Annotated in this window: 11 protein-coding genes and 1 pseudogene; 7 read left to right on the top strand and 5 right to left on the bottom strand. The window is 71.8% G+C overall.

All coding sequences use genetic code 11. The features are described 5' to 3' along the window. The 5 genes and pseudogenes from V6M45_RS06455 to V6M45_RS06435 form a co-directional block, all read left to right on the top strand. A pseudogene (locus V6M45_RS06455) lies at positions 1-893 on the top strand (ribonuclease E/G); the annotation flags it as partial. A 61-nt stretch (positions 894-954) separates the two neighbouring features. Beyond that, positions 955-2,364 carry a M48 family metalloprotease gene (locus tag V6M45_RS06450; protein WP_332654819.1) on the top strand — a complete coding sequence of 470 codons (1,410 nt, stop codon included), beginning with the start codon at positions 955-957 and terminating at the stop codon, positions 2,362-2,364. 20 nt (positions 2,365-2,384) lie between these two features. Then, on the top strand, positions 2,385-3,191 hold the full coding sequence (locus V6M45_RS06445; protein WP_332654818.1) for a DsbA family protein: 807 nt from the start codon (positions 2,385-2,387) through the stop codon (positions 3,189-3,191). Positions 3,192-3,285: 94 nt separating this feature from the next. Then, entirely contained in the window at positions 3,286-5,145 is a 1,860-nt protein-coding gene (mutL, locus tag V6M45_RS06440) for a DNA mismatch repair endonuclease MutL (protein ID WP_332654817.1), read from the top strand. Between the two features lie 129 nt (positions 5,146-5,274). Further along, positions 5,275-6,510, top strand: a complete 1,236-nt coding sequence (locus V6M45_RS06435; protein ID WP_332654816.1) for an erythromycin esterase family protein — start codon at positions 5,275-5,277, stop codon at positions 6,508-6,510. Here V6M45_RS06435 and rsmD read toward each other — a convergent pair. Then, a complete protein-coding gene (gene rsmD / locus V6M45_RS06430; protein ID WP_332654815.1) occupies positions 6,458-7,060 on the bottom strand; it encodes a 16S rRNA (guanine(966)-N(2))-methyltransferase RsmD in 603 nt (200 codons plus the stop codon). The genes V6M45_RS06435 and rsmD overlap by 53 nt on opposite strands. 3 nt (positions 7,061-7,063) lie before the next feature. Next, positions 7,064-8,581, bottom strand: coding sequence for a pseudouridine synthase (locus V6M45_RS06425; protein WP_332654814.1), 1,518 nt, complete (start codon positions 8,579-8,581; stop codon positions 7,064-7,066). Between V6M45_RS06425 and tadA the strand changes: the two genes are divergently transcribed. Beyond that, positions 8,570-9,043 (top strand): tRNA adenosine(34) deaminase TadA, encoded by a 474-nt coding sequence (tadA, locus tag V6M45_RS06420; protein ID WP_332654813.1) that lies wholly within the window; start codon positions 8,570-8,572, stop codon positions 9,041-9,043. The two genes, V6M45_RS06425 and tadA, sit on opposite strands and share 12 nt — an antisense overlap. Positions 9,044-9,086: 43 nt before the next feature. After that, complete coding sequence (locus tag V6M45_RS06415; RefSeq protein ID WP_332654812.1) at positions 9,087-9,494, top strand: MliC family protein; 408 nt, start codon at positions 9,087-9,089, stop codon at positions 9,492-9,494. Here the strand turns inward: V6M45_RS06415 and V6M45_RS06410 are convergent. The 3 genes from V6M45_RS06410 to V6M45_RS06400 are packed head-to-tail and all read right to left on the bottom strand — an operon-like array spanning position 9,491 to position 11,765. Then, complete coding sequence (locus tag V6M45_RS06410; RefSeq protein WP_332654811.1) at positions 9,491-10,075, bottom strand: GNAT family N-acetyltransferase; 585 nt, start codon at positions 10,073-10,075, stop codon at positions 9,491-9,493. The genes V6M45_RS06415 and V6M45_RS06410 overlap by 4 nt on opposite strands. A gap of 11 nt (positions 10,076-10,086) precedes the next feature. Further along, complete coding sequence (aroB, locus tag V6M45_RS06405; RefSeq protein ID WP_332654810.1) at positions 10,087-11,193, bottom strand: 3-dehydroquinate synthase; 1,107 nt, start codon at positions 11,191-11,193, stop codon at positions 10,087-10,089. Further along, complete coding sequence (locus V6M45_RS06400; protein ID WP_332654809.1) at positions 11,190-11,765, bottom strand: shikimate kinase; 576 nt, start codon at positions 11,763-11,765, stop codon at positions 11,190-11,192. Before V6M45_RS06400 ends, aroB begins: the two co-directional genes overlap by 4 nt. Positions 11,766-11,789: the final 24 nt, after the last annotated feature.

Genomic DNA, 11,789 nt, shown 5'->3' with positions numbered 1-11,789 from the left:
AGGACGAATTCCTCGACGACGTCGTGGAAGAGGACGAAGACGCGCTCGACGAGGACGGCGAGCCCCGCGAACGCAGCGAGCGCGCCGACGGCGAGCGGGGTCGGGGTCGCGGCCGCCGGCGTCGCGGCGGACGACGCGACGAGGGCGAGGCTCCGGCGGGTGAAGCCGCCGCCGCCCCTTCCGCCGAAGACGACGACGACAGCGAGGCCGGGCGTCGGCGCCGGCGGGGCCGCCGCGGCGGACGTCGCGTGCGTGAAGAGGGCGGCGATCGCGACGCCTTCTTCTGGGTGCGCGGCCGCACCCCGTCGCTGGACGATCCCTATGTCTGGTTCGACCCGATCAACCCCGGCGCCGCGGCCCCCCGCCCGGCGGCGGAAACCCCGGCCGATGGCGAGGCGCCCCGCGATCGCGTCGAGGCCGAGACCGGAGAAAACGGCGAGCGCACGGGCCGTTCGCGGCGTCGTCGCGGTCGCGGCCGTGGCCGGGATCGCGCCGATCGCGACCTGCCCCGGGAAACCGTTCCGGAGGCCCGCGCCAGCGACGAGGGCATGACGCTCGAGACGTCGCCGGACACGCCCGCGGCCGTGATGGTCGCTGACGAGGCCGAGGCCGCCGCCCCGCTTCCCGTCGAGGAACCGAAGCGTCGCCGCGTGCGCCGCAAGGTGAACGCCGAGGTCGCGCCGGAGCTCGACGCTGCGGACACCGAAGCAGTGGAAGCCCCGACGCCGGAACCCGTCGCGGAACCGGAGCCCGTCATCGAGCCGGCTCCCGCTCCGGTTCCGGTCGCCGAACCCGTCACGCCCGAAGTCGACGTGGCCGCCCTGATCGCCGAAGATCCCAATCAGATCGTCGCTCCGCCCGAGAAGCCGAAGCGCGGTTGGTGGCGCCGCTGAAAGGCCGTGATTAGATAGTGAGGATCGGAGCGGGGGCGATCGACGGTATCGGGAGTACGCCATGACCTGGCTGACCAGACACGCCGCCCGCTTCGTCGGGGCCGCCGCCGCCGCCAGCCTCGTGCTGGCGGCAGCGGCGCCCGCCGCGGCCCAGAGCGCCATCCGCGACACCGAGATCGAGTCGATCATCCACGAATGGTCCGCCCCGGTCTTCACCGGCATGGGTCTGGAGCCGTCCGAAGTCGAGATTCTGCTGATCAACGACGCCGATCTGAACGCCTTCGCCACCCGGGGGCGGATCATGGGCCTGAACACCGGCTTGATCCTGCGGACGCGCAATCCGAACGAGTTGCTGGGCGTCATCGCCCACGAGGCCGGGCACATCCGTAACCGCCACACCCTGCGCGACGGCGCGCAGAACGCCGGCATGCAGCCCATGCTGATGACCATGGCGCTGGGCGCTCTGGCCATCGCCGCCGGCGCGCCTGACGCGGGCGCCGTCCTGCTGGGCAACAGCCAGTATTTCGGCACCCTCAGCGCCCTGCGCTACATGACCCACCAGGAAGGCGAGGCCGACAATACCGGCGCCCAGGCGCTCGAGGCGGCCGGCGAGTCCGGACGCGGCCTGGTCAGCTTCTTCGAGAATTTCCGGTCGCAGGAGGTGTTCTCGGACGCCCGCCGCTACCCCTATTTCCGCAGCCACCCGCTGTCGTCGGACCGGATCGAGAACTTGCGTCGCTTCGTGGCTGAACAGCCGAACTATGAGAATCGGGACAGTCCGGAGCGCATGGCCCAACACGCGCTGGTCCTGGCCAAGATCCACGCCTTCATGGACAACCCGGGCACGAGCCTGCGCGACTACCCCGAGACCGACGTCTCCCTGCCCGCCCGCTACGCCCGGGCCATCGCCTGGTATCGTGACGGCCAGACCGACCGGGCGCTGGCCGCGGTCGACGCCCTCCTGACCGAACAGCCCGAGAACCCGTATTTCTGGGAGCTCAAGGGCCAGATCCTGTTCGAGGAAGGCCGGCCCGAAGAAGCCATCGGGGCCCACCAGCGTTCGGTCGACATCAAGCCCGATGCGCCGCTGCTGCGGATCAATCTCGCCCACGCCCTGATCGAGACCCACGACGCCGCAAGGCTGGACGCCGCTGTCGACCAGCTGAAACGCGCGGCCGCGATGGAGAAGGACAACAGCATGGCCTGGCGCCTGCTGGCCCAGGCCTACGCGAGCCAGGGCAAGGAGGGCGAGGCCCGCCTGGCCTCGGCGGAGATGTATTTCGCCTCCGGGGCCGAGCGGCAGGCCACCCAGTTCGCCCTGCGCGCCCGCGACATGCTGCAGCCCGGCTCGGCCGAATGGACCCGGGCCATGGACATCGTCTTCGCCTCGGGCGCCACCCAGGATGATGTCGACGACCTCGACCGCCGCAACGATCGCCGCCCCCAGGGCGTGATCCCCGCCGGCGGCTGAACCCCTTTTCGAGAGCCTGAATGACCGAGACGCCCGACCCCAAGCCCGCGCGCGCCCTGCCGGCCCGCCTGCTGTCCGGCGACCGCGCCGGCGTTGCCGCCCTGGCCGTGTCCGTCGTGGCCCTGATCGCTGCGCTCGCGCCCTACGCCACCGGAACGGACTTCGGTTCGCGCGTCCGGACCTATCTGATCCAGCACCCCGAGGTGCTTCAGGAAGTCAGCAACGCCCTGGATCAGAAGGCGCAGCAACAGCAGCTGGCGGACAATCGTCAGACCACCGCGGAGATCACGGCGCGCGCCGCGGCCAACCCGGGCCTGCTCGCCGTCGACAGCCGCGACGCCGCCTTCGGTCCAGCCGACGCCAAGGTTACGGTGATCGAGTTCTTCGACTTCCGCTGCCCGGGCTGCAAGGCGACAGCCCCCGAGGTCCTGCGGTTGATGCAGGCTCACCCGGACGTGCGCTTCGTGTTCAAGGACTGGCCGATCCTCGACGGCCCGGCCAACGGCGTGTCGCACTACGCCGCCCGCGCCGCCCAGGCCGCCCACCGGCAGGGCAAATACCTGCCTGTGTTCCGTGACATCATGGCCGATCCCGCGCCGTCGGAGGCCTCTATCGACGCCATCCTGGCCGCCAATGGCGTGTCCATGACCGAGGCCGAGGCGGCCATGTCGAGCCCCGAGCTGGCCCGCCACATGGCCGATATGCAGACCTCGGCCACGGCGCTGGGCCTGATCGGCACTCCGACCTTCTTCGTCAACGGCAAGGCCAGCGAGTCGATCCAGCCCGAGGCGCTGGACCGGGCCATCCGCGAGGCCAAGGCGGGCTGAGGTCCGGGCCGCCCGCGCCGACGCACGCCAACCTGAGGGCGGCGCCCCGCGGCGCTTCTCCCGCTCCGCGGATCGGCCCATACTTGCGAATCCCATGGCCATCCGTCGTCTCCCGCCCGAAACCGTCAACCGCATCGCCGCCGGCGAGGTGGTCGAACGCCCGGCCAGCGCCATCAAGGAGCTGGTCGAAAACGCGCTCGACGCGGGCGCCACGCGGATCGAGATCCAGGCCGACGGCGGCGGCCTGACCCGCATCCTGATCGCCGACGACGGGCACGGCATGGCGGCCGACCAGCTGGCCCTGGCGGTCGAACGCCACGCCACCTCCAAGCTCGAGCCTGACGACGCCGGCGACGTCGACCTGCTGCGCATCTCGACCCTCGGCTTCCGCGGCGAGGCCCTGCCCTCGATCGGCTCGGTCGCCCGCCTGACCATCACCAGTCGACCGCGAGACGGCGGCGACGCCCACCAGATCACCGTCGAGGGCGGCGACCAACGCCCCGTCGCGCCCGCCGGCTTCCCCGGCCCGCACGGCGCCCGCGTCGAGGTCCGCGACCTGTTCTACGCCACCCCGGCCCGGCTCAAATTCATGAAGTCCGAGCGGTCGGAAGCCATGGCCATCTCCGAGGAGATCAAGCGTCAGGCCATGGCGCATGAGACGGTGGCCTTCACCCTCGACCTCGACGGCCGCACCACCCTGCGCCTGCCCGCCGAACACCCCGGCGACCACGGACGGCTGAAGCGGCTCGCCGCCCTGCTCGGCCGCGACTTCGAGGCCAACGCCCTGCTGATCGACCAGTCGCGCGACGGCGTGCGCCTGACCGGCTACGCCGGCCTGCCGACCTACAGCCGCGGCAACGCCGGGCACCAGTATCTGTTCGTCAACGGCCGTCCGGTGAAGGACCGCCTGCTGCAGGGCGCCCTGCGCGGCGCCTACGCCGACTTCCTCGCCCGGGACCGGCATCCGGCCGCGGTGTTGTTCCTCGAGGTCGACCCGCTCTACGTCGACGTCAATGTCCATCCGGCCAAGGCCGAGGTGCGGTTCCGGGACCCGGCCCTCGTGCGCGGCCTGATCGTCGGGGCGCTGCGACACGCGCTCGCCGGCGCCGGGCACCGCGCCTCGACCACGGTCGCCGCCGATGCGCTGGCGGGTTTCCGGCCGCATTCGGGCGTCGGGTCCGGGGCCGCCTTCAGCCCGTCCTCGCCCTCGGCCCAGGGCTGGAGCGGCTGGCAGGGCTGGGCCGGGCCCGCGACCGCCGCCGCCCAGGTCCTGCCCGGCCTCAACGAGCGCTCGGCCCGGGTCGAATCCGAAACCGCGTTCGTCGATCAACAGTTGATAAAGGGCCGACAGGCCGAGGTGGTCGACCCGCTCGACTTCCCCCTTGGCGCCGCCCGGGCCCAGCTTCACGGCACCTACATCGTCGCCCAGACCCGTGACGGCCTCGTCGTCGTAGACCAGCACGCCGCCCACGAACGGCTGGTCTATGAGCGGATGAAGGCCCAGATGGCGGCCGGTTCGGTCACCCGTCAGGCCCTGCTCACGCCCGAGGTGGTCGAGCTCGACCCCGCCGAGGCCGAGCGCGTCTCGGCCCGCGTCGCCGAACTGGCCCAGCTCGGCCTGATCGTCGAACCCTTCGGCGCCGGGGCGGTGCTGGTGCGCGAGACGCCCGCCCTGCTCGGCGACACCGACGTCCAGGGCCTGATCCGCGACATCGCCGACGACCTGGCCGAGCACGGCGCGGCCCTCGCCCTGTCCGAGCGTCTCGGCGAGGTGTGCGGGACGATGGCCTGCCACGGCAGCGTCCGCGCCGGCCGCGTCCTCTCCGCCTCGGAGATGAACGCCCTGCTGCGCCAGATGGAAGCCACCCCCCACTCCGGCCAGTGCAACCACGGCCGCCCGACCTATGTCGAACTCAAGCTGGCCGATCTCGAAAAGCTGTTCGGGCGGCGGTAGCCGGACCGGCCCCGCTCCGGGCAGGCCGCGCGGCGCGGGGTGGGCCGGCGTTTAACTCTTACATAAATTTAACTCCCGGAACGTTTAAGCCGGACATAAAGTCCAGAGACCCTCGCTCTGGAGACCACCATGTTCCGCCGCGCCCTTCTTCTCTCCGCCGCCCTGGGCCTGATCGCCGTCCCGGCGCTGGCGCAGACGCTCGCGCCCGTCCCTGTCCGGACGATCGATCCGACGGTCGAGGATCTCTCGGATCTTGAAGCCCTGGGCCGCGACATCGGCGACGCCCGCATCGTCATCCTGGGCGAACAGACCCACGGCGACGGTTCGACCTTCATCGCCAAGGCCCGGGTGGTCCGATATCTGCACGAACGCCTCGGCTTCGATGTCCTGGCCTTCGAAGGCGGCATGGTCGGCCTGGACGCCGCGCAGCAGCGCATCGCCCGGGGCGAGACGCCGGGCGCGGTCCTGCCCGACGCCATTCTCCCGGTCTGGAGCCGCAGCGACCAGTTCGCGCCGCTGGCCGGCTATCTCGACCGCGCCGCCGCCTCGGGCGATCCGCTGATCCTCGCCGGCGTGGACATGCAGGAGGTGATGCCCGCCAGCCGCGGTCTGCCGGGTGAGCTGCGGGGGCTGGCCGCGCGCCTGCCCTCGGCCGCGGGACAGATCGAGAGGGTCGCCACGGTGTTGGACATCCAGCAGGCCCGCGACCGGGAGGCCTTCGCCCGCGTCGACCTCGCGCTCTTCGAGGCGGACATGGCCGCCGTCCGCACCGCCGTCTCCACCCTGCCCGACCCCGCGGAGGCCGCACGCTGGAGCCAGACGCTGCAAAGCGTCGGGACCTTCATCGTGTTCTTCAAACGGATCGGCGAGAACAATCCGGCCGTCTTCAATCTGCGGGACGAGCAGATGGCCTCGAACCTCCGCTGGCTGGCGGAGGTCGCCCATCCCGGCCGCAAGATCATCGTCTGGGCCGCCACCTCACACGCGCTGAAAGACAGGGCCGTCATCGACCCGGCCGTTGACGGCGCGCGCGGCATGGTCCCGATGGGCCGCCACGCCGCCGAGGTCTTCGGCGACGACCTCTACGTCCTGGCCTTCACCGGCGGCGGCGGCCAGATCGGCAGTTGGGTCCGCCGCAACGCCACCGACGTCGGAACCCCGGCCGAGGGCAGCATCGAGGCCGAATTGGCGGCCACGGGGGAAGCCTACGCCTTCAGCCCCCTGGCGCCCTCCGGCGAGCGCCGCGCATCGTGGATGCTCGGCTTCCAGTCCATGCCAGCCTGGTGGGACCGCGCTGTGGACGGGGTCTTCTTCATCCGGGAGATGGCCCCGACGACCTATCCTGCGGACGCGGCTGCACCCTGAGGAACAGCACGCGCGCGGCGCCATAGTCGCGCGCGTCCAGCCGCTCATAGCCGGGCGTGTCGATCTCCGGCTCGTCCGAGCCGCGCTCGAACACCACGACCGCGCCGGGCTTGAGCCAGTTCCCCTCCAGCAGCCGGGCCAACGTCTGCTCGCCCAGCCCCTTGCGATAGGGCGGATCGAGGAAGGCGAGGTCGAACGCCTCGCCGTCCGAGCCCGGCCGCACACCGAGGTCCACGGCGCTGCGCCGGTGCACCCGCGTGCGGCCCATCACCCCATAGGCGTCGGCGTTCTCGCGGATCGCCCCGCGCGCCTCGTCGTCGGTCTCGACAAACAGGGCGAAGGCCGCGCCCCGGCTGATGGCCTCGAAACCGAGCGCCCCCGACCCGGCGTACAGGTCGATCACCCGCAGCCCGTCCAGCGGCTCGGCCCAGGCGGCGTGCTCCAGCACATTGAACACGGCCTGGCGGGCGCGGTCGGACGTCGGGCGCGTGCCCTGCCCTTCCGGCGCGACGATGTTGCGCCCCTTCAGGCTGCCGGCGACGATCCGCACGGGTCAGCCTTTGGAGCGGGGCCCGCGCGGGCTGCCGCGGCCGCCCGCAGGACCCGCGCCGGGGCGTGAGCCGCCCGGCGGATTGCTGCGGGTGCCGCCGCCGCGCTTGAATCCCCCCGAAGGCCCTTCAGCCCGGGGAGCCCCGCCCTCGCGCGGTTTGAACGGGCGCTTCTGACGGTCGCCGTCCGCCGCCGGCTTGCCGCCGAACGATCGGCCGCCGTCCCGCGGCTTGTCGATGAATTGGTCCGCGCGCGGTTTGAAGGTCCGCTTCGGCCGGTCGTCGCCGGCTCCCGCCGCCTCGCCTTCGGGCCGGGCGCGCGGCGTGAAATTCTTCTTCGGATGCTCGAACTTCGGAGAGGCCTTGGCCCAGCCCGGCTTCTTCTGCGGGCGGGCGGCGCGCTCGGCGGCCGCATCCGCGGCGGCTCCGGCGGCCCGGACCCGGCTCGGCTTGCGCGACGGGTCCGAGATGGCCGAGCCCGAAGCGCCCTTGACGATCGGGGTCGAAATCCGACGACCGGGGATGGGCGCCGGCGTCGATACCGTATTGCCGGTGGGCAGGTTCTCAGGCCGGATATGCTGGGCCAGCAGTTCGCGGATAACCCGCGGCCCGACCTCCTCGACCGATCCAACCGGCAGGGTGCCCAGCTGGAACGGCCCATAGGCCAGGCGGATCAGGCGGTTCACGGTCAGGCCGAGATGCTCCAGCACCTTGCGGACCTCGCGGTTCTTGCCCTCGGTGATGGAGACGCTGATCCACAGATTGGCGGGGCTATTGCCCTCGCTCTCCTTCGCCTTGTCCAGCGTCGCCTCGATCGGACCGTAGCGAATGCCGTCGACGGTGACCCCGTCCTTCAGCGTGTCCAGCTGCAGCTGGCTGACCCGGCCCCGCGCTCGCGCCCGGTATTGGCGCACCAGCTCGGTCTGCGGCAGCTCCAGGGCGCGGCTCAGCTCGCCGTCGTTGGTCAGCAGCAGCAAGCCCTCGGTGTTGAGATCGAGACGCCCGACCGAAAGCACACGCGGCAGGCCGCTGGGCAGGGCGTCGAACACGGTCGGCCGTCCGGCGGGATCGGTGTGCGAGGTCAGCAGACCGGCGGGCTTGTGATAGCGCCACACCCGCGTCGCCTCGGCCGAGCCCATCGGCTTGCCGTCCACGGTGATGACGTCGTCGCGCGTCACCAGGGTCGCGGCCGTATCGAGGATCTTGCCGTTGACCGCCACCTTGCCGAGACCGATCAGCCGCTCGACCTCGCGGCGCGAGGCGATGCCGGCCCGGGCCATGACCTTGGCGATGCGCTCGCTGCGCTTCGGCCCCTCGTCGGCCTTGGCGGCAGGCTTGCCGTCCCTGGCGAACGGCTTGCCGCCGGGTTTGCCGCCCGGCTTGCCGAAGGATTTGCCGCCCTTCGGCGGCCCGCGATCATCGCCGCCCTCGGCGCGCTTGACGTAGGGTTTGCGGGGGCCGTCGCGGTCGCCGTCTTGACGCGGGCGCGGCTTCTTGTCGTTGTCTCGGGGATGGCTGGCCATGATGAGCGGTTCATGCACATGGCCTTGGCCTGTGCGCAAGCGGCTGCGGACGCGGGAGAGACTCCCGTGGGCTGCGTGATCGTCGACGAATCGACCGGCGAAGTGGTCGCGCAGGGCCGCAACGGGCCGATCGGAGCGCACGATCCGACCGCCCACGCCGAGATTGTGGCCCTGCGCGCGGCGGCCGCGAAGCGCGGCAACTACCGCCTGACCGGCCTGACCCTCTACGTCACGCTCGAACCCTGCGCCATGTGCGCCGGGGCCATCAGCCACGCCCGCATCGGTCGCGTGGTCTGGGGCGCCGACGATTCCAAGGGCGGCGCCGTGATCCACGGCCCTCGCTTTTTCGACCAGCCGACCTGCCACTGGCGGCCGCAAACGACGGGCGGCGTGCTGGCCGACGACGGCGCCAGTCTGTTGCGCACCTTCTTCCGCGCCCGACGCAAGGGAACGGCGGCCTGAGCGGAGCGTTCAACCGGCCACCCGTACTGCAAGGCTTGTCCGTATGCGCCTGACGCTCCTCGCCGCCGCCACCACACTTCTCCTGACCGGCTGCGGCGGGCCGGATCCCGCAGAGGGACCGACCGACGGAGAGGCCGTGCGCGAGCGGGCCGAAAACGCCCAGACGGCCCAGCGCCGCACCGGAGCCGAGGTTCAGCAACGCACGCTGAACCGCGTCATTCGCACCACCTACCTGTGCAACAACGGCGAGCGCCTCACGGTCGATTTCGACAATCCGCGGTCCATGGCCACGGTCCGCAACTCGAACGGCGAGGCTGTCGACCTGTTTCAGGAGCGGGCCACGACGGGCCTTTGGTATCGCGCCTCGGGCTACGAACTGCGCGGCGAGGGCGTGATGGCTCGCTGGACCGGCGACGGCCGCGAACCGACCGACTGCCGCGCGATCGACTAGAAGGCGGCGAGGCGCGCATCCAGCCGCGCCCTGACCTCCGGCCAGTCCTCGTCGAGGATTGCGAACTGGGCCGTGTCGCGAACGCGGCCCTTCCAGGTGATCTTGTGCTTGCGCAGGACCCCCTCGTCCCGCGCCCCGAGCTTGCGGATCGCCGCCTGGCTTCCCGGGTTGATCGCGTCGGTGATGATCTCGACCCTGACAGCACCCGCGTCGAAGGCGTGCGCCAGCAACAGCCGTTTCGCCGCCGGATTGACCGCACCGCCCCGCACCTCGGGCCGATAGAAGGTGGAGCCGATCTCGCAACGTCGATAGGCGGGCTTGATCTCGTACAGGCTGGTCGTGCCGACGACGGCGCCGTCGGACAGCCGCCGGACGGCATAGGCGATCCGGGTCCCCTCGCCCATGGCCGCCAGCGCCGACCGCCACCAGCCGTCGAAATGCTCGCCATAGGCGGCGCCGACCATGATGTCCCAGGCGTCGGGATCGCAGTCCAGGGCCGCCCGCACCTCCGCCTCCAGCCCCGGTTCGAAGGGTTCGAGGCGGACGAACCGGTTCGCCAGCGGCTCAGTGCGCAGGATCATGGGTTGAAGCTTCATCCGACTCCCTCGGATGCGAGAAACGATGCGACGGCGGCGGCGTCGACGTCCTTGTCCACAAACGCCTGCCCCACGCCGCGAGCCAGGATCAGCGTCAACCGGCCGCCCTCGGCCTTCTTGTCGCCCGCCATCCGCTTCAGCAGCGCCGCCCCACGGACGTCCCCTGCCTCCTTCAAGCGGGTCGGCAGGCCGGCCGCCGCGAGCACGGCCTCGACCCGCCCGGCCTCGACCGCCGGGCACAGGCCCATGGCGGCCGAAAACCGGAAGGCCAGGGCGCAGCCGAGGGCGACGGCTTCGCCGTGCGTGAGCTTGGTCTCGTCGAACCCGAGTTCCGCCTCGATCGCGTGGCCGAAGGTGTGGCCGAGATTGAGCAGGGCGCGCCGCCCGGCCTCCTTCTCGTCCTCCCCGACGACGGCGGCCTTGATCTCGACCGAGCGCACCACGGCCCGCTCCAGCGCCGCCGGATCGCCTGCCGCCCCCGACGCCCCCTCGCCCGCCAGCCAGTCGAAGAACGCGGCGTCGCAGATCAGTCCATGCTTCAGCACCTCGGCCCAGCCCGAGCGCAGTTGCCGCTCCGGCAGGGTCGCCAGCAGGTCGACGTCGGCCAGCACCAGCCGCGGCTGATGGAAGGCTCCGACCAGATTCTTGCCGCGCGGCGTGTCGATCGCCGTCTTGCCGCCCACCGATGAGTCCACCTGGGCCAGCAGGGTCGTCGGGACCTGCACGAAATCGATGCCGCGCATGTACAGGGCCGCCGCCAGCCCGGCGAGGTCGCCGACCACCCCGCCGCCCAGCGCCACCACCACGTCCGTCCGGTCCAGCTTGAACGCCAGCAGCCGGTCGATCACCCGCTCCAGTTCCGCGAACGATTTGGAGCCCTCGCCCGGCGGGACGGTCAGAAGACGGCCGGGCGCGCCCGCCGCCTTCAGCGACGCCAGCGCCGCCTTGCCGTGCAGGCTGGCCACCGTCTCGTCGGTGATGACCACGGTGCGGCCCCGCGCCAGCGGCGCCACCCGCGGGCCCAGCTCCGCCAGCAGGCCGCGCCCCACGACCACCTCATAGGGCCGGAAATCGCCGCCAGAGACAGGCACGGTCGTGGTCACGCTCTCACCTCCGGCTCGTGGGCGGCGAAATGGGCCTCGAGCGCCTCGACGATCGCCTCCACCGCCTGGGCGTGAGCGCCGCCCGTCACATCGACGGTCAGGTCGGCGGTGGCGTAGACCGGGTAGCGCACCTCCGCCATCGCCGTCAGCGCCGTCAGCGGGTCGCGCCCGCGCAGCAGGGGTCGGGTGTCGCGCCGCTGCACCCGCTGCGCCACGGTCTCAAGATCCGCCCGCATCCACACCGTCACCGCGCGATCCCTCAGCAGGTCCCGCGTCTCCGGATTGAGGATGGCCCCGCCGCCCGTGGCCAGCACCATCCGCGGTCCCTCCAGCAACCGCTTCATGACGCGCGCCTCGCCGGCCCGGAACTCGGACTCGCCCAGTTCGGCGAAGATGTCCGACACCGTCATGGCGGCGGCCGACTCGATCTCGATGTCGCCGTCCGCGAACGGCAGGCCCAGCCGCTTCGCCAGCCGCCGTCCGACCGTCGATTTCCCCACCCCCATCAGCCCGACCAGGGCTATGGTGCGGCTCCGGACCGGAATCGGCCCGGCGCTCGTCGCAGCCTCCATCACAGCCGGCCTCGCGGGAGGCGG

Origin of the sequence: Brevundimonas sp. (assembly GCF_036676055.1) — a bacterium.
GTDB lineage: Bacteria > Pseudomonadota > Alphaproteobacteria > Caulobacterales > Caulobacteraceae > Brevundimonas.
The sequence above is the reverse complement of the archived record's forward strand: the minus strand, read 5'-3'. Positions and strand labels throughout refer to the sequence as shown.